23 protein-coding genes are annotated in these 21,433 nt (G+C 65.3%); 13 read left to right on the top strand and 10 right to left on the bottom strand.

Annotated elements, in window-relative coordinates:
* Positions 1-112 precede the first annotated feature (112 nt).
* The 4 genes from RFN30_RS21270 (at position 113) to RFN30_RS21285 (ending at position 3,532) form a co-directional block, all read left to right on the top strand.
* Positions 113-904, top strand: a complete 792-nt coding sequence (locus RFN30_RS21270; protein WP_320264048.1) for a 3-methyl-2-oxobutanoate hydroxymethyltransferase — start codon at positions 113-115, stop codon at positions 902-904.
* 8 nt (positions 905-912) lie between these two features.
* Positions 913-1,920 (top strand): sterol desaturase family protein, encoded by a 1,008-nt coding sequence (locus RFN30_RS21275; protein WP_320264049.1) that lies wholly within the window; start codon positions 913-915, stop codon positions 1,918-1,920.
* Between the two features lie 139 nt (positions 1,921-2,059).
* Complete coding sequence (locus RFN30_RS21280) at positions 2,060-3,031, top strand: substrate-binding domain-containing protein (RefSeq protein ID WP_320264050.1); 972 nt, start codon at positions 2,060-2,062, stop codon at positions 3,029-3,031.
* Between the two features lie 186 nt (positions 3,032-3,217).
* Entirely contained in the window at positions 3,218-3,532 is a 315-nt protein-coding gene (locus tag RFN30_RS21285) for a MocE family 2Fe-2S type ferredoxin (protein ID WP_320264051.1), read from the top strand.
* A 140-nt stretch (positions 3,533-3,672) separates the two neighbouring features.
* Here the strand turns inward: RFN30_RS21285 and RFN30_RS21290 are convergent, their stop codons facing one another.
* Positions 3,673-4,044, bottom strand: a complete 372-nt coding sequence (locus RFN30_RS21290) for an endonuclease domain-containing protein (RefSeq protein ID WP_320264052.1) — start codon at positions 4,042-4,044, stop codon at positions 3,673-3,675.
* 143 nt (positions 4,045-4,187) lie between these two features.
* Positions 4,188-4,487 (bottom strand): hypothetical protein, encoded by a 300-nt coding sequence (locus RFN30_RS21295; protein ID WP_320264053.1) that lies wholly within the window; start codon positions 4,485-4,487, stop codon positions 4,188-4,190.
* Positions 4,488-4,615: 128 nt separating this feature from the next.
* Here RFN30_RS21295 and RFN30_RS21300 point away from each other — a divergent pair, with 128 nt between their 5' ends.
* From RFN30_RS21300 to RFN30_RS21310, 3 genes are all read left to right on the top strand, one after another.
* Positions 4,616-5,515, top strand: a complete 900-nt coding sequence (locus tag RFN30_RS21300; RefSeq protein WP_320264054.1) for a VOC family protein — start codon at positions 4,616-4,618, stop codon at positions 5,513-5,515.
* Between the two features lie 47 nt (positions 5,516-5,562).
* The gene (locus tag RFN30_RS21305) at positions 5,563-6,165 is read left to right on the top strand and encodes a sulfotransferase family protein (RefSeq protein ID WP_320264055.1); all 603 of its coding nucleotides are present in this window, start codon (positions 5,563-5,565) and stop codon (positions 6,163-6,165) included.
* A 115-nt stretch (positions 6,166-6,280) separates the two neighbouring features.
* On the top strand, positions 6,281-7,657 hold the full coding sequence (locus tag RFN30_RS21310; RefSeq protein WP_320264056.1) for an amidase: 1,377 nt from the start codon (positions 6,281-6,283) through the stop codon (positions 7,655-7,657).
* A 42-nt stretch (positions 7,658-7,699) separates the two neighbouring features.
* Here RFN30_RS21310 and RFN30_RS21315 read toward each other — a convergent pair whose 3' ends face one another.
* From RFN30_RS21315 to RFN30_RS21325, 3 genes are all read right to left on the bottom strand, one after another.
* The gene (locus tag RFN30_RS21315; RefSeq protein WP_320264057.1) at positions 7,700-8,431 is read right to left on the bottom strand and encodes a DUF2270 domain-containing protein; all 732 of its coding nucleotides are present in this window, start codon (positions 8,429-8,431) and stop codon (positions 7,700-7,702) included.
* Between the two features lie 114 nt (positions 8,432-8,545).
* Positions 8,546-10,111 (bottom strand): ABC transporter substrate-binding protein, encoded by a 1,566-nt coding sequence (locus RFN30_RS21320; RefSeq protein ID WP_320264058.1) that lies wholly within the window; start codon positions 10,109-10,111, stop codon positions 8,546-8,548.
* 17 nt (positions 10,112-10,128) lie between these two features.
* Positions 10,129-11,718 carry a sulfatase family protein gene (locus tag RFN30_RS21325; RefSeq protein WP_320264059.1) on the bottom strand — a complete coding sequence of 530 codons (1,590 nt, stop codon included), beginning with the start codon at positions 11,716-11,718 and terminating at the stop codon, positions 10,129-10,131.
* A 43-nt stretch (positions 11,719-11,761) separates the two neighbouring features.
* On the opposite strand from RFN30_RS21325, the gene RFN30_RS21330 reads away from it, so the two are divergent.
* Positions 11,762-12,658, top strand: a complete 897-nt coding sequence (locus RFN30_RS21330) for a LysR substrate-binding domain-containing protein (protein ID WP_320264060.1) — start codon at positions 11,762-11,764, stop codon at positions 12,656-12,658.
* Between the two features lie 25 nt (positions 12,659-12,683).
* On the opposite strand, the gene RFN30_RS21335 is transcribed toward RFN30_RS21330, so the two are convergent.
* Positions 12,684-12,872 (bottom strand): hypothetical protein, encoded by a 189-nt coding sequence (locus RFN30_RS21335; RefSeq protein WP_320264061.1) that lies wholly within the window; start codon positions 12,870-12,872, stop codon positions 12,684-12,686.
* A 218-nt stretch (positions 12,873-13,090) separates the two neighbouring features.
* Here RFN30_RS21335 and RFN30_RS21340 point away from each other — a divergent pair, with 218 nt between their 5' ends.
* The 3 genes from RFN30_RS21340 to RFN30_RS21350 all read left to right on the top strand — a co-directional run bounded on the left by RFN30_RS21340 (position 13,091) and on the right by RFN30_RS21350 (position 16,179).
* Complete coding sequence (locus RFN30_RS21340) at positions 13,091-15,373, top strand: cation:proton antiporter domain-containing protein (protein WP_320264062.1); 2,283 nt, start codon at positions 13,091-13,093, stop codon at positions 15,371-15,373.
* 99 nt (positions 15,374-15,472) lie between these two features.
* Positions 15,473-15,868 carry a GNAT family N-acetyltransferase gene (locus RFN30_RS21345; RefSeq protein ID WP_320264063.1) on the top strand — a complete coding sequence of 132 codons (396 nt, stop codon included), beginning with the start codon at positions 15,473-15,475 and terminating at the stop codon, positions 15,866-15,868.
* 14 nt (positions 15,869-15,882) lie between these two features.
* Positions 15,883-16,179, top strand: a complete 297-nt coding sequence (locus RFN30_RS21350; RefSeq protein WP_320264064.1) for a DUF1330 domain-containing protein — start codon at positions 15,883-15,885, stop codon at positions 16,177-16,179.
* Between the two features lie 25 nt (positions 16,180-16,204).
* Here the strand turns inward: RFN30_RS21350 and RFN30_RS21355 are convergent, their stop codons facing one another.
* Together RFN30_RS21355 and RFN30_RS21360 are read right to left on the bottom strand one after the other, a co-directional pair.
* The gene (locus RFN30_RS21355) at positions 16,205-16,840 is read right to left on the bottom strand and encodes an ankyrin repeat domain-containing protein (RefSeq protein WP_320264065.1); all 636 of its coding nucleotides are present in this window, start codon (positions 16,838-16,840) and stop codon (positions 16,205-16,207) included.
* Positions 16,841-16,994: 154 nt separating this feature from the next.
* Positions 16,995-18,203 carry an MFS transporter gene (locus RFN30_RS21360; RefSeq protein ID WP_320264066.1) on the bottom strand — a complete coding sequence of 403 codons (1,209 nt, stop codon included), beginning with the start codon at positions 18,201-18,203 and terminating at the stop codon, positions 16,995-16,997.
* A gap of 433 nt (positions 18,204-18,636) precedes the next feature.
* On the opposite strand from RFN30_RS21360, the gene RFN30_RS21365 reads away from it, so the two are divergent.
* Positions 18,637-19,056, top strand: a complete 420-nt coding sequence (locus RFN30_RS21365; protein ID WP_320264067.1) for a VOC family protein — start codon at positions 18,637-18,639, stop codon at positions 19,054-19,056.
* A gap of 115 nt (positions 19,057-19,171) precedes the next feature.
* Here the strand turns inward: RFN30_RS21365 and RFN30_RS21370 are convergent, their stop codons facing one another.
* Together RFN30_RS21370 and RFN30_RS21375 are read right to left on the bottom strand one after the other, a co-directional pair.
* Positions 19,172-19,402, bottom strand: a complete 231-nt coding sequence (locus tag RFN30_RS21370) for a hypothetical protein (protein WP_320264068.1) — start codon at positions 19,400-19,402, stop codon at positions 19,172-19,174.
* 83 nt (positions 19,403-19,485) lie between these two features.
* Positions 19,486-19,791, bottom strand: a complete 306-nt coding sequence (locus RFN30_RS21375; protein WP_320264069.1) for a hypothetical protein — start codon at positions 19,789-19,791, stop codon at positions 19,486-19,488.
* 163 nt (positions 19,792-19,954) lie between these two features.
* Here RFN30_RS21375 and RFN30_RS21380 point away from each other — a divergent pair, with 163 nt between their 5' ends.
* Complete coding sequence (locus RFN30_RS21380) at positions 19,955-21,409, top strand: LuxR C-terminal-related transcriptional regulator (RefSeq protein WP_320264070.1); 1,455 nt, start codon at positions 19,955-19,957, stop codon at positions 21,407-21,409.
* Positions 21,410-21,433 lie beyond the last annotated feature (24 nt).

Here is a 21,433-nt window from a genome sequence, read left to right on the forward strand (position 1 = left end):
CCTCGGGGAGAGGTCGGATTGCCCCGAATTGCCCTTCGCAATTCGGCTGGCAATCCGGGTGAGGGGAACTTTTCACGAGCACATCCTTTCCGCCAAACGGGGAGGAACATAGGTGACGAGACGGCTGACGGCCTACGATCTGCAGAGCGCCAAGGGCAACCGCAAATGGCTGCAGCTGCATGTCGACACGCCGGCCGAGGCGGCCGCCGCGGTGGCCTGCGACATCGTCATTCTTTCCTGCGAGCCCGATCACAATCTCGAAGCCATTCGCCAGGCGGCACCCTTCGCCTTCCTCTCCGTCGGCATGCCGCATGGCGCGATTGCTTCGCCCGAGGAGGCAGTGCGGCTGGGCTTCGCTATGATGAAGCGCGGTGCCGATGCGGTTTATTCGTCGCATTCGCCGCGCTTCATCGAGGCGATGGCGGCCGAGGGCATTCCCGTCACCGGCCATGTCGGCCTGGTGCCGAACCGCGCCACCTGGACGAATTTCCGCGCCATCGGCCGCACGGCGGAAGAAGCCTTCAAGGTGCTGCGCGCGGCGAAGGACATCGAGAATGCGGGCGCCGCCTGCATCGAGGTCGAGGTGGTGCCGGTAAGGCTCGCCGAGCACATCACGCGCGCCACCCCGCTGATCACCATGGGCATGGGCTGCGGCAGCGCCTGCGACACGCAGTACCTGTTCTCCTGCGACGTGCTTGGCACCCATGCCGGCCACTATCCGCGCCACGCCAAGCGCTATGCCGACTTCCTCACGCTGGAGGCCGAGCTTCAGGAGAAGCGCATCGCCGCTTTTCGCGCCTTCGGCCGCGACGTCGCGGCCGGCGGCTACCCGGACGCGAAGCACCAGGTGGACATGGACGATGCCGCCTACGACCGCTTCCTCACCCTCTCTCAGTCTTTGTGAGATCAGCCATGGACGACCTGCAATACGGCACGCGCAACAAGCGGGGCGACTGGGCGCCGAACGAACCGGCCGGCACCGCGCCACTCTTCGTCTTTCCGCCGCGTCCGCTCGCGGTGCTGAAATGGCTGCCGCATTATTTCCTGCCTTACAATGTGCTTTTCGCGCTCTCGGCGGTGGTATGGTGGCGCTTCGTGCTGCCTGACGTCGAGACGATGAAGACGCTCTCCGTCGGCTGGATCCTGCGTCTCTTCATCGTCAACTGCGCGGCGCTGCTCAGCTTCTTCGGCGTCTTCGAGCTTAGACTCTACATTTTGAGAGCCCAGGGCAATCGCTTCAAATACAACGGCAAATGGCCGTCGGAGCAGAAGAGCAAGGCCTTCTTCTTCGAGAGCCAGAACATCGACAACTTGCTGCGCACCTTCGGCACCGGCATGCCGATCTGGACGGCGATCGAGGTGGCGATCCTCTACGCTTACGCCAACGGTTACGTGCCGTGGCTGACCGTCGCCGAGCATCCGGCCTACCTGTTCTGCCTGGCGCTGGTGGTGCCGATCATTCACGAGACGCATTTCTTCCTGCTGCACCGGTCGATTCACTGGGGGCCGCTCTACAAATGGGTGCATTCGGTGCACCACAATTCGGTCAACCCGTCGCCCTGGTCGTCGCTGTCGATGCATCCGGTGGAGCAGCTCGGCTATCTCGGCGTCGCCTTCTGGCACCTGATCATCCCGTCGAACCCGCTGCTGGCGCTCTATCAGCTCCACTATGCCGGCTTGGGCGCCATTCCCGGCCATGTCGGCTTCGACAAGGTGGAGCTGACCGAGGACATATCAGTCGATAGCCACGCCTACATCCACTACCTCCACCACAAATATTTCGAGGTTAACTACGGCGATGGCCTGATCCCCTTCGACCGCTGGTTCGGCACCTTCCACGACGGCAGTAAGGACGGCGAGGCGCGCATGCAGGCCCGCTACGAGAAGAAGAAGGCGCGCGCCAACGCCGCCGCCAAATGACGCCCGAACAGACAGCCAAATGGGTCGGCCTGAGCCGCCCACTGGTGAGATGGCCTTTGGCCATCCACCTAAACCATCCCGAAAGGGCCGGAGACAAAAGCGGGGTGAACCGGCACCCATCCGCAAAGGGAGGAAACCCGTGAAGAAATTTCTCATCTCGACGGCTTTAGCCGCTCTGTGGTCGACGGCATTCGCCGCGACTCTGTCGATGCCGGCAACCGCCTTCGCCGCCAAGCTTGGCGTCTCGATCGTCAATTTCGACAACAATTTCCAGACGCTGCTGATGCATGGCATGCAGGCCCGCGCCAAGGAGAAGGGCGCCGACATCCAGGTCGAGGACGCCCAGAACGACGTCGCCAAGCAGCTCGACCAGGTCAAGAACTTCATCGCCTCGGGCGTCGACGCCATCATCGTCACCCTCGTCGACACCAATGCTTCGAAGACCATCAGCGAGGAAGCGGCCAAGGCCGGCATTCCGCTGGTCTTCGTCAATCTCGAGCCGGTCGACATGGCCAAGCTGCCGGAGAAGCAGGTCTATGTCGGCTCGAACGAGGTCGAGTCCGGCACGCTGGAAGCCTTCGAGGTCTGCAAGATGCTGCGCGCCAAGGGCAAGTCGGCCGGCGCCACAGCCTACATCGTCATGGGCAGCCTGGTGCACCAGGCGGCGCTCCAGCGCACCAAGGATGTCGAGCAGATCTTCGCCACCGACATGTGCAACTTCATCAAGGTCACCGACAAGCAGTCGTCGGAACGGTCGCGCGACAATGCGCAGAACCTGATGACCAACTGGCTGACCGCGGGCGCCGCACCCGACGCCGTCATCGCCAACAACGACGAATCCGCCATCGGCGCGATCCTGGCGCTGAAGGCCAACGGCGTCGACATGAAGAATGTCGTGGTCGGCGGCATCGACGCCACGCAGGACGGCCTGCAGGCGATGAAGGCCGGCGAACTTTCGGTGACGGTGTTCCAGAACGCCAAGGGGCAGGGCGGCGGCGGGGTGGATGCGGCGCTTGCGCTCGCCAAGGGCGAGAAGGTCGACCGCGTCGTCTACGTGCCCTTCGAGCTGGTGACGCCGGCGAACGCGGCGGAGTATCTCGACAAGAACTAGGCCTGGCGAGGCCCCCTCATCCGGCCGCTGCGCGGCCACCTTCTCCCCCAAGGGGAGAAGAGGCTGACGCAGGCGCCGACAACCTCCTCTCCCCTTGGGGAGAGGTCGGATTGCCCCGAATTGCCCTTCGCAATTCGGTTGGCAATCCGGGCGAGGGGGACTTTCGCCACCCAAAAGGAGAAGAAAATGACCGGCTGGATCAGGGCCTGCGGCCTCGACGACATCGAACAGGAAGGCGCGCGCCGCTTCGACCATGGCGGCAAGACCTATGCCGTCTTCCGCTCACCGGATGACGAGGTGTTCTGCACTGATGGCCTCTGCACGCATGAGGCGGTGCACATCGCCGACGGACTGGTCATGGACTACGAGGTCGAATGCCCAAAGCACGCCGGCGCCTTCGACTATCGCACGGGAGCGGCAAAACGCCTGCCGCCATGCATCAATTTGAAAACGTATCCGGCGAAGGTGGAGGCGGGGGAGGTTATGGTGGCGGTGGGGTGAGGCGCCGGCGCCTCCTTAACGTTGGTGATTGGCGAAATCGCCCAAGCTGCCAATCTCCTCCCTTGTGGGGGAGATGTCCGGCAGGACAGAGGGGGGCGCTGTCCCGCCGACTTAGCGAGCAGCCCGACTCCGCCAGCCTCTCAGATCGGACCAGCCAATCCCGCCCTAATAACAATGCGCTGGCACACATTGTCGATGTCGCGGATCACGTCGTCGTTCCAGAAACGCAGGACGGTCCAGCCATCCTGTTCCAGGCGGCTCGTTCTCGAACCATCTGCCTCGGCAAGACCCGCGTCGCCGTGCTGCGAGCCATCGACCTCGACGACTAACCTCTTCTCCGGACAGGCGAAGTCGACAATGTAGCCCGCTATCGGAAACTGCCTGCGGAAATCTAGACCCATCAGCCGATGCGCTCGGAGTTCATTCCAGAGCTTGAGTTCGGCATCGGTCATGACCCGGCGCATCGATTTCGCGTTGGCGCGATGTCTGGGCGGCAGGGGCGTGTGCGGCATGGTCGATCTGCGGGACTGAGGTTTATGTCGCCCACGTTGATACTCTACGGCGCCCCCTCTGTCCTGCCGGACATCTCCCCCACAAGGGGGGAGATTGGCAGCTTCGGCGATTCGCCAATCGTCAACGAGAGAGACCGCCGCCGCTAAATCCCTTCGCCATCCACCAGCGGCACGTCCTCGCCCTCCCATGGGCTCGGCATCGACCCTCGCCCTGCCGAGGGCAGCGGCATCCAGCATCTGAGCTCCGGCTCGGCATATTCGACGATGCGGCCCGGAGATGAGTCCGACGCCCGCCAGCCTTCTTCGCCGAACTGGTCGGCGCGCGACCAGTAGGCCATGTCGACCTCGGCCGGTCCCTGCTCGGACGAGCGCACCGTCACCAGGATGCGGCTGCCGTCCCGCGGCGCGCTCGCCATGTTGCGCCAGTGGTCGGTCTCGTCCATGGAAAGTCCTCCTGTGCACTCCTATTGCGATAGTCGCCGCCCGCCGGGGAGGGGTCAACCCGAACTTGGCGCAAGACAGAAATATCGTTCAGAGCTAATATCTTTCCGACCGCAATCGGATAACGACGATGGACGAAGGATTGCTGTCTCAAGCCACCCGTCTCGGGCCGGTCCATCTCAGAGTGACCGACATCCCGGCCGCCTTGACCGTGTGGCGCGACACGCTCGGGCTCGCGCTGGTCAATGAGGACGATGCCACTGCGAAGCTCGGCGCCGGCGGCCGGACGCTCATCGTGTTGCATGCCGGAGCGCAGACGCCCCTGCCGCAGAAATCGCGCGATCTCTTCCATGTCGCCATCCATGTCACGAGCCGCCGCGACCTTGCCCATGCGGCGGCCCGCCTCAAGGCGTCGGGCCTGAGATTCAGCGCCCAGGACCACCTGGTTTCGGAATCGCTCTACGTCTCCGACCCGTCAGGCAACGGCATCGAGATCTGCTTCGACACGCCGGAGCGCTTCCTGCGCCGGGAAGTGTCGGCCGATGGCCGCGTGACGCTGATCGCCGCCGACGGCAGCGCGCATTCCGGGCTCGAGCCGCTGGACGTCCCGGGCCTGCTGCGCGATCTCGGCAATTCCGGCCATGTCGAGCAGAGGATGGCCGCGGATGCCTTCATCGGCCACATCCACATGCGCGCCCGCGCGCCCGAGACGTTGATGGAATTCTATGTCGGCGTGCTCGGCTTCAGGCCGCACATCCAATCCAGGACGTTTGGCATGTTCGACTGCGGCACCGCGCGCCGCGCGCATATGATCGCCTTCAATATCTGGGCGCGCGACGAGCTGCGTGAGCCGCCGCCGGGTGCGGCCGGCCTCGATCTTTTCACGGTCGAGCTCGCGTCGGCGGAGGAGTTTGCCGCGGTGGCGCTGAGGCTCGACGCAGCCAATGCGCCGTCGAAAAAGGTCAATGGTGCCGTCGAGACCGCCGATCCGGAGGGCAATCGCTTGCGGCTCGTGGTTCAGGAAGGTTGATCGCGCCGCAGCGGACCCATCGGGGAGGCAGAGGGAGAAGGGGAAAAATGTCGCTCAGGGTGATAGGGACCGGCTTCGGCCGAACCGGCACGGATTCGATGCGCGAGGCGCTGACGATGCTCGGCTTCGGCCCGTGCCACCACATGTCGGAGGTCACGGCGCACGACGAGCAGAAGCGGCTCTGGCGGGCGTTGGCCAAGGGCGCCGCGCCGGACTGGGACCGGCTCTTTGCCGGCTACAAATCCTGCGTCGACTGGCCATCGGCGCATTACTGGCGCGAGCTGATCGAAACCTATCCCCAGGCCCGCGTCATCCTCACCTGGCGCTCGCCCGAAAGCTGGTGGGAGAGTTTCGCAAAGACCATCCTGCCGGCGGTCATTGATAGCCAGGATCAGGAGTCGTTGGGCGTCGCCCTTGTGACCAAGCAGGTGTTCGGCGGCCGCCCGCAGGACCGCGCACATGCGATCGCCGCCTATGAGGCCAATGTCGAAGCGGTGCTGAAGACCGTGCCGGCCGGGCGCCTTTTGATCCACAAGCTCGGCGACGGCTGGGAACCGCTCTGCGCCCATCTCGGCGTCCCGGTGCCGGCCGAGCCCTATCCCAACCGCAACACCACGAACGAGTTCCGCACGGCGCTTTCGTTGAACTGAAGGGAGTGGGCAGTAGGCAGTAGGGAGTAGGGTAGTGGCGGGCAAAGTGCACGGCGCCCCAGTCTGATCTTTCCCTACTGCCTACTGGCTACTTCCTACTGCCTGGAGCACGACCATGACCCACTCCGACACCACCTTCCTGACCGCCGGTGAGCTGGCGGCGGCGATCCGCGCGCGGCGCGTCAGCGCCGTCGAGGCGATGGAGGCGCAGCTGGCCCGCATCGCGCTGGTCAATCCGCTGCTCAACGCCATCGTCACCCTCGACGAGGAAGCCGCCCGCTCCGGCGCGAGGGCCGCCGATATGGCGGTCGCGCGCGGTGAGGCCGTCGGTCCGCTGCATGGCGTGCCGGTCACGCTGAAGGACGGCCACGCCACCGCCGGCATGCGCACCACCGTCGGCCTGGAGGCCTTTGCCGACCACGTTCCGGCGATGGACAGCACCGTCGCCGCGCGGCTGCGCAAGGCCGGCGCCATCATCATCGGCAAGACCAATGTGCCGCCCAGGCTGCGCGACCTGCAGACCGTCAATCCGATCTTCGGCCGCACCGTGAATCCCTGGGATGTGACGCGCACGCCGGGCGGCTCCAGCGGCGGCGCGGCCGCCGCGGTCGCCGCCGGGCTGGTGCCGCTGGAGATCGGCAGCGACGCCGGCGGCTCGATCCGCGTGCCGGCGCATCTGTGCGGCATCTATGGCTTCATGCCGACAGGGGCCACCGTGCCGATCACCGGCAGCTATGCCGATCCGCCTGACATGCCGCGCAGCTTCCGCCTTTTGTTCGGTATCGGGCCTTTGGCTCGCGACGTCGACGACCTCATCCTCGCGCACCGCATCATCGCCGGCGCCGACGGCCTCGACACCGAAGTGCCGCCGGTGGCGACGGACGAGGCACCGGAGCCGCCGCTTGGGCAATTGAGAGTGGCCTTTGCCCCCGAATTCCCGGGCGTGCCGACCGCGCTCGACATCGCCGACGCGATCGAAGGCTTCGCTGGCGCGATCGAAGTCGGCGGTGCGCGGGTAGGGCAGGCCCTGCCGCGACATGATTTTTCGGCCGAGCGGGCGCTGTTCTCCGATCTTATCACCTGGTATTCGCAGGCCTTCCGGCAGCCGAGCGAAGCCTCGCCTTCCTTGGCCGCCTATCTCGAGGCGCTCAACCGGCGCGACGAATTCATCTTCGCCTGGGAGCGCTTCTTCGACGACTGGGATGTGCTGGTCTGCCCGGCGATGATGTGCACCGCCTTCCGCCACCGCGAGATGGGGGCGCCGATCCCCGTCGACGGCATCGAGACGCCATACTGGAGCGCGCTCAGCCACGCCTGCCGCTTCAACTTGACCGGACATCCGGCCGCCGTCATTCCGATCGGCCTCGACCGGGAGGGCCTGCCGATCGGCGCCCAACTCGTCGGCCGCCGTCATTCGGACATGAAGCTGCTGGCCGTGGCGAAGGCGCTGGCGCGTCTCACGGACGGCTTCGTCCGGCCGCCGGGGTTGTGATCGGGAGGAAGGGCGCCGGAAGATGGAGGCCGGGCCTCCGGCTCACACATGCACGTCGCCGAACGACAGCTCGCCGTCGTCGGCGTGTATCAGGAAGGTGGCTGCCAGCATCGCGAGATAGAACACCACGACGCCGCACACCACCACGACGCCGGGGATTGGCCCGAGCGTCGCCACCCGGAAGGTGTCGATCAGCGAGGCGCCGAAGCCGATCGGCGAGCCTTCGCGCTGCAGGCTGGGCGTGGTGATCTTCAAGACCCAGGCGAGCATCAGGATCGTGTACATGAACATGTAGTTGCGGCGCAGCCGCCGGATCAGCGCCGAGCGCTGCGAGATGAGGAAGCGCGGCGAGCGCAGGCCTTCGCCGAGGATCGCCAGCCAGTTGGAGGCAAAATCCGGCTGCGGCGAGAAGATCTGCGCGAAGTAATAGCGCTCGAACTGGCGCACGCGCGCCCGGTAGACGTCGAAAAAGCGGTAGCGGCGCGCTTCGATCCACAGAAGCAGCGTGATCAGGAGCATGGCGAAGAGCAGCACGCCGTGGTGGGCGGAGGGCGTCGACAGCGACACCGAGAGCATCGCCGCCACCACGGTGATCGCCCAGTTGCTGGTGCGGTCGAGCCGGTCGCGCCAGCCAGCCATGCGTGCGATCTCGGCGCGATGGAAATGCGACATGGTGGTTGCAAATTCGGAGGAGGTCAGCTTCAGCGCGAACGCGTCGGAAGCACGCGGCGGAGCGGCCGCTTCGGCCGGTTTTATGGTCTGGACCTGCGACATCCCCTTGCCACGCGCCTCCCGCCGTGGCCGGCCGAACGAGCCCGCCACACCCCATATAGCACAACGTGCGGCCGGCGGAAAATGTTCCCGTCGACGCCCTTCCGGCGGAAGCTTTCACGCGCTCAGCCAGACGCGCTCTGCGACGCGATGATCACTGAGCAGGAAGTTGGGATTGGGAACGAATCCCTTCACCTCCTGGCGCGCTGCGTCGATCCAACTGGCGAAGGCCGGGATAATGGTCGGGCACTCGTCATGGATCATCTGCTGCAGCTCGAAATAGACCTCGCGACGTTTCGCCGGATCGGCGAACGAACGCGACTCCGTCAGCTTTCTGTCGAAGTTGTCGTTCTTCCAGTGCGTCTCGTTCCACGGAGCGCCCGAGGCGTAGACGGAGGAGAACATCATGCTCGCCGACGGCCGCCCGGCCCAGAAGGAAGCGACCCATGGCTTCTTCAGCCAAACGTCGCTCCAGTAGCCGTCATCGGGTTCGCGCTTGACGCTGATGGTGATGCCGGCGGGCTTGGCCGATTGCGCGAAAAGCTCCGCCGTGTTGACCGCCTGCTCGAACGCCACGGGGGCGGCGTGCAGCTCGAGGGCAAGGTCGCTCTTGCCGGCTTTCTTGAGGTGGAAACGGGCCTTGTCCGGATCGTAGGCGCGTTGCGCGATGTTCGGATTGAAGCTCGGATCGCTGGCCGCGATCGGATGATCGTTGCCGACCCTGCCGTAGCCGGCCATCAAGAGCTTCACCATCTGCTCGCGGTCGAGCGCGTACTTCAGCGCAAGCACCACGTCGGGATTGTTGAACGGCTCCTTGGTGGCGTCCATCGGCAGTGAGAAATGTTGCTTGCCCTCCGTGACCACCAGATAGGCGCGCGGATCCTTCTTGAGCAGCGGTGCGATCTTGTAGTCGATGCCGTTGATGATGTGGACGGAGCCGCCCTGAAGCGCCGTGACGCGCGCCGTGGCGTCGTTGATCACCACCGTTTCGACCGTATCGACATGGCCGCGATCGCTGCGCCAATAGCTTTCGTTGCGTGTGGCCGTGGCATGCACGCCGGGCTGGAAGGCGGTGAGCTTGAACGGACCGGTGCCGACCGGCTTCAGCCAATCGGTGAAGCCCGCCGGAACCATGGCGAAATGCAGGTCCGACAGCACGTAGTCCATGTCGGGGTTGGGCGACTTCAGCAGGATCTCGACCTGCGTCGGCGAAGCGGCCCGCACTTTGGCGATGTCGGCAACCAGCCCCTTGGCCTTCGACTTGGTCTTGTCGCCAATATGCAGCCCCAACGAGTATTTGACGTCCTCGGCATCGAAGACCTTGCCGTTGTGAAACTGCACGCCCGGCCTGAGATTGAGGATCCAGCGCTTGTTGCCGTCGCTGGCTTCCCAGCTGGCCGCGAGTTCCGACGCCGGCTTGCCGTCGTCGCCGATCTCCACCAGCGTATTGTAGACCTGCCGCGAGACGTTGATGGAAAAGGTGCCGATCAGCTGCGTCGGGTCCAGCGTGTCGGCGGAGCTGCCGCCGTTGAGGCCGAGGCGCAGCGCGCCGCCCTTGCGCGGCGCCTCGGCGAGGCCGGTGCGCGGAAACGCCGCCGTGGCGAAGGCGGCCGCAGCGGCTGTCTTGATGAAGATGCGGCGATTCATGCTGTCCAGGCTCGAGAAGACGCTCTTGTCGTTCATGTCATTCTCCCATTGGTTCAGTAGGCGCCAAGGACTTCGTTGACTATCAGCGGCCGCGGCGGCAGCCGCTGGTCGAGAACGGCATTCAGCGCGCGCGCCTGCGCGCTGAATGCTTGCTCGGGAAACAGATTCCAGTGCTCCCAGGGATCTACGCGAAGGTCGAATAGCTCCCCCCACGCAGGCTGGTTGGGGTAGCGCGTGAACCGCCACTCCTTGGAGATGATCGACTGGTTGTAGAGGCAGGCGTCCCGCCGCGGATGGTATTCGGCGAACAGGACGTCGCGGACATCGGCGATCCGGCCGTCGATCAGCGGCTTGAGATCGCTGCCGTCGGTCGCCGGCGCCGGCAGGCCGAGCAGCGATGCGATGGTCGCGAACAGGTCGAGATGACTGGTGAGGGCATCGATGCTGGTGCCTGCCTGAATTCCCGGGCCGCACAGCACCAGCGGCACCTGCAGCAACTGCCGGTAGGGCGGCGGCCCCTTGCGCAGCAGCCCGTGATCGCCGAGCAATTCGCCATGATCGGCGGTGAACAGCACATAGGTGTCGTCGAACACGCCTGCGTCGTCCAGGGCCGCGAGCAGCCGTCCGACGGCATCGTCGATCATCTGGATCATGCCGTGCGTGTGGGCGATCGCGGTGGCCAGCGTTTCTTCGGAGATATCGTCGGTGCGCAGGAGGAAGCCTTGCTCGCGCGGCTGCTCGCCGCTGGCGATGTAGGGCACTTTCGTCGGATCGTCGCCTTCGCCGAGATAGGCCGGCATGCGCTCCAGTTCGCCGGCCCGGATGGCCGGCCCGGGCATCCGCTCCGGTCGGAACAGGTCGCAATAGGGCCGGGGCGGCGCGAAGGGGTGGTGCGGGTCCGGAAACGAGACAAACAAGCCGGACGGCTCCGGTCGCTTGCCCTGATGCTCGATGAATTGGATGGCCCGGTCAGCGATCCAGTTGGTGTAGTGGAGCTCCGGCGGCACCGCGCTTTTCCAGACTTCGTTCAGATCCCGCGCCCGGCTGTCGGGGCTGGCCTCGGGCTCGTAGAGGTCCACCACTTCAGGATGGTTGTCCTTGAGCCAGGCGGCGTAATGTCCGGCGCGGGTGGATTCGTTGGCTTCGCCCATCACGAGGTCGACGGCGTCGAAGCCGAAATAGGGACCGCGCCAGGCTTCGCTGTTGGGCTTTTCCCAAAAAGCCAGCGATTCCGGCATGTCGCGTTCGGCTGGCGCGAGCAGGGGCTGGAAGTGCAGCTTGCCGACGCCTTTCGTGGCGTATCCGGCAAGCGACAGCGCCTGCCACAGGTTTGGGAGCCGCTCGTCGAGCGCCACGCCGTTGCGCCACAACCCGTGATGGCGTGGATAAAGTCCCGTTGCCATCGTCGCCCGGCTTGGCGAGCAGATCTGGTTGGGCGTGAAGTGCCGGTGGAAGGTCGCGCCCCGCGCCGCGACGCGGTCGATATTGGTGGTATGGGCGACGCGGTTGCCGGTGACCGATAGCGCGTCGTAGCGCATCTGGTCGGCACAGATGATGATGAGGTTGGCTCGCTTCACGACGTCTCCGCCCGTTTCTGCCAGGCTTGCAGCTAGGGCTCGAAACGCATCGAAATCAAAGATCAAGATTTTCGTCCGGTATGTGCTAATCCTATACCGGGAGGAAGAGATGCGTTTTTCCGGGCTCAGCGTCCGTCAATTGGAAGCCTTCGAGGCAACCATGGTGGCCGGCTCCGTGTCGGGCGCCGCGATTGCGCTCAACATCTCGCAGCCCAGCGTCAGCCGCCTCCTGCAGGAGCTGGAGATCGACACCGGCCTCAGCCTGTTCGATCGCTCGCACGGCCGGCTGATTCCGACCGAACAGGGCCTGTTGTTTTACAGCGAAGTCGGTAAGACCTTCCATGGCGCGCGCAACCTGATCATGGCGGCTCAGGAGATCAGGGAGCTCAAGCGCGGCGTCGTGCGCATCGGAACCCTGGCCGCGATGTCGTTCCACATCGTGCCGGAGGCGATCCGGCAGCTTCGCATGCGCTTTCCCGAAGCCAGGACCACCATCGCGGTGCGCAGCTCGACGGAAATCGTGTCTTCGGTCGCTTCGCGCCTGACCGATGTTGGCGTGGTGGACGCCGAGGTGTCGTTTCTGGATGCCAAATGCGTCGCCACCTTCGAGCGCAACAGCGTCTGCGTCATGGACCAGCACCATCCGCTTGCCGGGCGCGAACGGGTCCGGCTGGAGGATTTCTCCTGTTATCCGTTCGCGTCGCTGGGTGAGCTCTATTTCAGGCGCAGCCGCGACGGCGCCAGGCTGCTCGAAGTGACAGCGGCCAACACCGTCGCCGATATCTTTCAATCCTTTCTGGCTTGCGCGCTGGTCAGGGGCGGCTCCTCTCTGGCAATCGTCGATCCATTCACGGCAAGCTTCTATTCCGAGTTTGGACTGACGCTGAGGGAAATCGACTTCGACATTCCGTTTCGTACCTCGATCATCGTCAATGATCGGTCAGCGACGGGCGCGGCGGCCGGCAAGGTCATCGAAACGATGACGGACCTGATTGGTCGTGGGTGACAATGCCGGTCGCCACTGGCTTTGGCTATCTTTGCAAGGCTGTCTTGGGAAAAGGCACCACTTCGGCCTCGGGCCGGGCATATTGGGCGGTGGCGACCGCTTCGATTACAAGGTCCAGCGCCGCGAGCGCCATGCGGCTGGTCTCGTCGTCGCCGCGAAGATAGTGGCAGGCCCTGTCGAGGTGCAGGTGGGCGGCGGCAAAGTCGCTTTTCATTAGCTTCTCCTTATTGCCCGCCTTGTCTCGACCATGCGCGAGTCGCTTTACCGACAAGCAAAGATCGGCGATGGCATTTGAATCGAATTGTCCGGGGACGCTGAAGCCGCCAATCTCCCCCATCGTGGAGGAGATTAGGCATTTCGCCGTTGTGCAACCGAAGCCCTCGCCGAATCGTTATGGCCAGGCATAATCGAGGGGTGCAGAAATTGTCCTCCATGCTCAGTCGGCGCTGGACGACCGTGCTTGCGGCGACGGCGCTCCTTTTTGTGCCGGCCGTCGCCTGGGCCGCCGAGAAGAGCAGCATGTCCAGCGAAGGTATCTTCGTCCTCGAAGTCATCCTGCTGCTGCTCGTCGGCCGCGGCATCGGCGAGTTGCTGGAGCGGCTCGGCCAGCCGGCGGTTATGGGGCAGTTGATCGGCGGCATCCTGCTCGGGCCCTCGCTAATCGGCTGGCTGTGGCCGGCGGCCGAGCGCCTTGTCTTCGCCGGCGATGCCGCGCAGAAGTCGATGATCAACGCCATCGCCCAGTTCGGCGTCTTGATGCTTCTGCTGCTGACCGGCATGGAGACGGATCTGAAGCTGGTGCGCCGGGTCGGCCGCGCCTGCTTTTCCATCTCCGCCGCCGGCGTCGCCGTGCCTTTTGCGCTTGGCTTCATGGCGGCACAGTTCATGCCGGCCTCGCTGCTTGCCACCGGCAGCGAGCGCATTGTTGCCGGCCTCTTCCTCGGCACCGCGCTGTCGATCTCCTCGGTCAAGATCGTCGCCATGGTGGTGCGCGAGATGAACTTCATGCGCCGCGACCTCGGCCAGATCATCGTCTCCTCGGCCATCATCGAGGACACGATCGGCTGGGTGATCATCGCCATCACCATCGGCATCGCCACAAAGGGGAGCATCGAGCTCGGCAACCTTGCCTTCACGTTGGCCGCCGTCACCGCCTTCATGGTCTTTTCCTTCACGCTCGGCCGCCGCATCGTCTTCGACGCCATCCGCTGGACCAACGACACCTTCCGCTCGGAATATGCCGTCGTCACCGTCATCCTCGCCATCATGGGCGCCATGGCGCTGATCACCGACCTGATAGGTGTCCACACCGTGCTCGGCGCCTTCGTCGCCGGCATATTGGTCGGCGAGTCGCCGATTCTGTCGCGCCACATCGAGGGGCAATTGCGCGGGGTGATCACGGCACTTTTCATGCCGGTGTTCTTCGGCGTCGCGGGCTTGTCCGCCGACCTCACCGTGCTCGCCGACCCGGTGCTCGCGCTGCTCACCGTTGCGCTGGTGGCGATCGCCAGCATCGGCAAGTTCGGCGGCGCCTTCATCGGTGCCGAGGTCGCCGGCATGAGCCGTGCCGAGGGGATCGCGGTCGGCTGCGGCATGAACGCGCGCGGCTCGACCGAGGTCATCGTCGCCTCGATCGGTCTCTCGATCGGCGTGATCTCGCACACGCTTTTCACCATGATCCTCACCATGGCCGTCATCACCACCTTGGCCATGCCGCCGACCCTGCGCTGGGCGTTGGGGCGGCTGCCGATGGGCGAGGCGGAGAAGAAACGGCTGGAGCGCGAGGAGGTCGATCAGCGCGGCTTCATCGCCAATCTAGAGCGGCTCTTGGTGGTGGTCGACGAAGGCGTGGTCGGCCGCTTCGCCGCCTACCTTGCCGGAGTGATCGGCGCCGGCAAGCCGACGACGGTGCTGCATGCGAGCGGCGAAAGCGAAGCCGATCCAGGCGAGGCAGCACATCTGGGCGAGGTCGAGAAAGGTGCCGAGGAGGGCCGCGAGGCGGCGAAGGAAGCCAATGAGGAGCCGGCGCACGAGGTGCCGCTCACCCGCCGCCGGCACGACCTCCCGCTCTCGGCCGAGGCGGTCGCCAAGGAGGCACGCAAGGGCTACGGCATGCTGCTCATTGGACTCGGCCGCGCGGTGACCGCGAAGGGCGGCTTCTCGCGGCGGCTGAACGAGGTTGCCGGCGCCTTCGACGCCCCGCTTTGCCTGGTGCTGAAGCCGACGGGCGCCGGCCGCCATATGCCGGGGCTCGGACCCCAGTCGGGCCGCATCCTGGTGCCGGTCAACGGCACGTCGGTCGCCCGCCGTGGCGCAGAGCTCGCGCTGGCAATCGCCGCTGTCACCGGCGCGCCGGTCAAGATGCTCTATGTCGCGCGCCCCGGTCGCGATGAACCGCGCGACACCGTCTCGCATCGCCGCAGGGAGGCTGTGCTGAAGGACATCGTCGCGCTCGCCGACCGCTACGGCGTCGAGATCGAGACCGCTATCCGCTCGAGGGCCGCCGCCGCCGATGCCATTGCCCGCCAGGCAGGCAGGAACGTGGCGTTGATCGTCATGGGCGTGGCGCGTCGGCCGGGCGACGAGCTCATCTTCGGCGCGACGACGAGCGGCGTGCTGCAGCACTGCCCGTGCCCGGTGGTGCTGATCTCCGACGAGCGCCTGCGCCGCGACGACGAGGGCAGGGAGGCGCTGAGGTCGGGCACGGGCGGGTGATTAGCTAATCTCCCCCACGAGGGGTGAGATTGGCAGCTCTGGCGCCCCCGCTTCAAAGTCTCCCCGGATCGGTTATCCTCGCCGCCCACGGAGGCGTTGATGAGCTTCAGTGTAAAACCTCTCGACATGGTCACCTGGCCGGACTTCGCCGCGCTGGTCGAGCGGCACAATGGCGTCTGGGGCGGTTGCTGGTGCATGGCCTTCCATGCCAAGGGCGTCGGCGCCGCCGGCAACCGCGACGATCCCGCCAGGGACGCGGCGCGCGTCAGGGCGATGTACACGCATCTTGGTTTCGTGCGGCGCGGCGTTGGCCGCCTCATCCTTTCCGTCTGCGAAAAGGCCGCGAGGCAGGAGGGCTTCCGTCGCGTCGAGCTCGGCGCGACCATGGCCGGAGAGCCGCTCTACCGGGCCTGCGGCTACCAACCGAGGAAGAGGATCTTCGACGACACCGGCGGCGCGCCGGTGCCGATCCTGATGATGTGGAAGACGATCTGAGAGGGAGAGCAGCGATGGCCGCCTATCTGATTGCCGATGTCGATATCACCGACATGGCTGTGTTCGACGAATACAGGCGCGAGGTCCCGGCGACCGAGGCGCGTTATGGCGGGCACTATCTTGCACGCGGCGGCGCGACCAGGGTGTTCGAGGGCGACTGGGAACCGCATCGCCTGGTCATCATCGAATTTCCCGACATGGCTTCGCTCACCGCCTGGTACGATTCACCGGAATACGCGCGGCTGAAGGAAATCCGCTTCCGCTGCGCCCGTACACGCATCATAGCCCTCGAAGGGGTGGCGCCGGCCTGACGGTTCGGGAGCCGACGGCTGCCGTTCACTTGCCCTCGAAGAAGCTGTGGATGGCCGCGTCCAGCTTTCCGATGAGCTCGGCGTTGCGCGTGCTGCCGGCCCAGATCAGCGCATTGAGCCGCATGTCCTTGTTGAGGAAGTTCACCTTCCGGGTGGCCAGCAGATATTGCGCAACCTCGAAGTGCCGTCCTTTGATCGCCTCGATGAGCGCGCTGTTGCGTCCCGTCTTGTCGGCCTGGTTGACGTCCGCCCCATGCTCGACCAGCAGCTTGACGACATCGAGGTGCCCGTTCCTTGCCGCTTCGATCAATGGCGTCCTGCCGTAATAGTCGGCGCGGGCATCGATATCGATCTGCGGATGCTTCACCAGCGCCTGGATACAGGCGAGGTGACCTCTGGCCGCGGCCAGGCTCAACGGCGTGCTCTTCCATTTATTTCGAGAGTTCACGTCGATTGCCGGGTGGCCGATCAGGGTTTCGAGCGCGGCGATACGGCCGTTATGCGCGGCGAGGTGGAGGGCCGACCAGCCACCTTCGTCGGTCTGGTTGATATCCGCGCCCGCCGCGAGTTCCAAGCCAATCGCCTCGGCATTGCCGCTCTCGGCCGCGACCAGCAGGCGGGACCAATTCCTTGCTTCTGCGGCTTTCAGGCCTGAGGCCACTGCAATATCCCCGGATCACGCCGGTCTGGCCGGCATTTCAAATGCAGCGTTTCCTGCGCGGAGAGTTTCACACTCGCCGTCGTCGGGCAATGGGTTTCGCATCGCGGGCAGGCGGTTCCGTGAGGGTCGGAACCGCCGGATATTCTTGCGACGCTTACGCCATCTGCAGCCGCTGCCGGCTCGGCTGCGGCGGGAAGGCGATGGCGATGCCGGCAGCACCCAGGCCCACCAGCGCCGAGCCGATGAACAGCCAGGAATAGCTGGCATAGGCGTCGTAGATCATGCCGCCGGCAAGCGGGCCGAACGACATGCCGAGGCTGGAGAGCATGGTGGCGGCGCCGAGCACGGTGCCGATGATGCGGCCGCCGAAATATTCGCGCGCCAGCATCGCGTAGAGCGGCATCACGCCGCCATAGGTGGCGCCGAAGATGACGGCCAGTATGTAGAAATGCTCCAGACGGCCGGCGCCGAGATAGGCGGCGATCACCAGGCCCTGAATGGCGAGCCCGGTGACCAGCACCGGCTTGACGCCCAGCCTGTCGGCGAGCACGCCGTAAAGCAGCCGGCCGCCGAGGCCGGCGAGGCCCTCGACGCTGTAGATCGAGACGGCGGCCATCGGCGCCACGCCGCAGGCCATGGCATAGCTGACCATGTGGAAGATCGGCCCGGAATGCGCCGCGCAGCAGGCGAAGAAGGTCAGGCCCAGCACCAGGAATTGCGGCGAGCGCAGCGCCTGGCCGACGCTCATACCGGGGTCGTCGGCGGCAGGCTGTGCCCCGCCGCCCGTCGCCGCGACCGCCGTCGGCGGCTGACGCACCAGGAGGACGGCGGGCAGCAAAAGCACCCAGGCCATGACGCCGATGTCGAACATGGCGGTGCGCCAGTCATAGGCCGAGATCAGCCAGCGCGCGAAAGGCGAGATGGTCATCGGCGCCACGCCCATGCCGGCCGAGACCAGCGACACGGCAAGGCTGCGGTTGGTGTCGAACCAGCCGGTGGTCAGCGCGATCATCGGCGCGAAGAAGGCGCTGGCCGCAAGGCCGACGATCACGCCGTAGCTGAGCTGGAACACCAGCAGCGAGTTGGCACGGCTCGCCACCACCAGCGCCAGGCCAAGCAGCACCGCACCGGCGAGCACGACGGGGCGGGCGCCGTGGCGATCATAGATCGAGCCCCAGGCGAAACCGCCGACGCCCATCACCAGGAAGTTCAAGGTCATGGCGCTGGAAATGCCGGCGCGCGACCAGTTGGTGTCGAGCGACATCGGCTCGAGAAAGATCGCCAGCGAGAACATAGCGCCGAGCGCCACACAGGTCATCAGCGCGCCAGCCGCGACAATGACCCAACGATAGGAATGGTTCATGGTTTTCTCCATGCCGTAGGGCATCCTGTTTGATGCGGCACGGTTTTTCCAGGCTCATCGTGCCGCTTGCGTCCGAAGGACGCCGCAGGCGACACCGATCCTACAATCTGGTTGCATTTTTTATCTGGTTTTTTGGGGGTGGATATCGGCTATTGCCAGAAAGGTCGCGTTCCTTCGCGCCCCCCTCTGTCCTGCCGGACATCTCCCCCACAAGCGGGGAGATTGGCAGTTCCCGCGCCGGCGCTTTTCCCGTGTCCTCGGTGATTGGCGAAAGCCGGCGTGATATCTGATCTCCCCCCAAGTGGGGGAGATGGCCGGCAGGCCAGAGGGGGGCGCTGTTCCGCCGGCGTCTCGGAATGTCAGCAGCCTTCCGCCTTCACATTGACCAGGCTCCCGTCCCTTCTAGATTGACCCCTCAACTTGGAGGCACCCCATGGAACTTTACCGCGGCCGGCTCATCGACCACCTTCATCTGGTGGTGCGCGATATCAAGGCGAGCAGGCGCTTCTACGGCGCGCTGCTCGAGGTGCTGGGCATCCCGATCGGCGGCGAGGCCGAGGATTATTTCTGGGCCGACGAGCTGTTCGTCTCCAGCGCCGACAGCCGCGCGGCCCTTGGCGTGCTCACCGGCCGGCACCATTTTGCCTTCCAGGCGAAGGACCGCGCCATGGTCGATGCCTTCTACGAGGCGGGGCTGGCGGCCGGCGGCAAGGGCAACGGCGCGCCGGGCGAGCGCCCCTACCATCCCGGCTACTACGCCTGCTTCCTGCTCGACCCCGACGGCAACAACGTCGAGGCGGTGTTCCATGGTGAGGCGAAGCGGAGCGCGGCGGCGGTGGTGGTGAGCTTCTAGGAAAGCCAGGCCGGCCCGATTGCGGTGTCCCGGCCGGCTAGCTCAAGCCCAGCCGCTACCCCGTAGGCACGACGTATAGGGCGCCGTTCATGAGAACGGGCACATGCCGGCGAGGTCAGGTCAGAAAGAGGCTGCGCAGGTTAAGCCATCGGCGGGGGCGATCGACGGTCGGCTCGGCGCCCATTTCGCTGTATGACGGCTCGTCGGGCGTCAGCAGGTACAACCAAGCCAGCATCTCATGGGCCTCGCCGCAGCAGGGGCCGGCAATGCCCGTGGAAAGGATGCTCAGCGCTTCTCCTCGCGTCAGCGTCGTGGCTGCGAATGGTGTGTCAGTTTTCGCATGCATCATTGAGCTCCGTGATTGGCGGCGGCAGCTCATTTCTCACTGAATTGAGCCTGCCGCCGGCGCCGCCCTCTACGACAATCCCGTCATTTGCTGGCCAACTCGTCGGCCCCAGGGCACTGCGGCCTGGCGCCGACGGGAACCACCTCGTAACCGGCGGCGATCAACTGGAGCCTCGTTTCCTCGAAATGTCGCTTCAAGCCACTGTCGATCGCGGCCGGCGTATAGTTCCAGCCGTTGCGGGCGGCGGCGGAAAGAAGGTCGGCATATTGGCGGATACTGGCGATCTTCAGGTCGGATTCGATGAGCTGCCGGCATTGGCCTGCCCATGATGGCCCGGCCACGGGCAAACTCAGAACAGCGCATGCGATCGCTATCGAAATACGGCGCATGGAAACCTCCTTCGGTTGGTCGTCGATCCTGTCGAGGGAAAGCTTGCGCCGAATACGCCCGCGGCGGGATCGGCCACATGCTGTGTTTTTGGGTCCTGCATTTGTAGTATTTTTGCGGCGTCGGACGTTTGATAATGTTGCACTCCGCGGGCAGGGGATCGGGATGAACCACAACGCGACGCCCACACCGGCAGCGCTTTCGTCGGGCCAGCCCTTGCCGGCCCTGTCCGAGCGAGAGCGCGCGGTGGCGGAAAAATTCGCGGCCGGCCTGACCTATCGCGAGATCGGCGAGGCGCTGTTCATCGCGCCGTCCACCGTGCGCACCCATCTTGCGGCGATCTACGAAAAGCTGGGCGTGCGCAGCAAAGTCGCGCTCGCCATGCATATAAACGCTATCGGCGCCGCGCCGGCGCCATCCTCGGCCGTCGCCGACGCTTCGCCGGTGCTTGCGATATTTCCAATCGAATGCCTGAGCGCCGACGAGCACTGGCGCCGCTTTGCCGACGGCCTGTCGTCGGACATCACAGTCGACCTTGCCCGCTACGCGGATCTGCCGGTCGTTGCCTTCCACACTATGAAGGCGCTGGGCAGCAAGCCGGCCGATTTCACCGCCGACGGCAAGGCCTTGGGCGTCGCCTATTTTCTGTCCGGCCAGTTGCGCGCCGACGCGCAGCGGGTGCGGCTGACGATGGAGCTTGCCGATGCACAGACCGGCGTCAGCCTGTGGAGCGAACGTTTCGACCGGCCCGTCGAGGACATCTTCGCGCTGCAGGACAGCCTGACCGAAAGCGTCATCAACGTGCTCGCCGGCTGCTTCGGTGCGATCGCCACGGTCGGCCGCAATGCGATCCGTCGCAAGCCGCCGGCCAGCCTGCGCGCCTACGACTGCTACCTGCTGGGCGTCGAACAACACAACACCTTCAGCCGGAGCGGCAACAGAGAAGCCATCAGATTGTTCTCACGCGCGCTCGAGCTTGATCCGACCCTGGTCAGAGCCTGGACCGAACTCGCCTATGCCTACTCGATCGAGGCGTGCAACGGCTTCGGCAGCGATCCGAAGCAGTCGATCGAGAAATGGCACAGGGCGGCCGAGAACGCGCTGCGGCACGACCCGACCGATAGTGCGGCCAATACTTGTCTTGGCGATGCGATGGGTTGTCTCGGCGATCTCGAGGCGGCGGAGCGTTGCTATCGCCGTGCCTTCGAATATGGCTCCAACCACGCCGACACGCTGATGCTGCTTGCCGGCAGCAGGGCGCTGGTCGCCGGCGATCCGGGCGAGGCGATGCCGCTCATCGAGCGCGCCATGCGCCTCAACCCGTTCGTTCCCCCTTGGTATTTCGGTATGCAGGGCCGCATCCTGTTTGCGGCCGGCCGGCACAGGGAGGCTATCGCCGCGCTGCGACGCAGCACGCTGGACTCTCCAAATGCGTTGATGTTCCTGGCGCTAGCCCATGCGGCGGCCGGAGAGGGCGCCGAGGCCGAGCGCTTCGCGGCGCGGCTTGATGCCGAATTCCCCGACTTCACCGTCGAAGGTTTCATCTCTGGCTATCCCGTCACCAATCCCGGCGCCGTGCGCGCCATCCGCGACGCGGCGAAGCTGGTGCCGATCCGCTAGCCTAGAGCAATTCCAGGAAAAGTA

The organism is Mesorhizobium dulcispinae (genome assembly GCF_033977345.1).
GTDB lineage: Bacteria > Pseudomonadota > Alphaproteobacteria > Rhizobiales > Rhizobiaceae > Mesorhizobium > Mesorhizobium dulcispinae.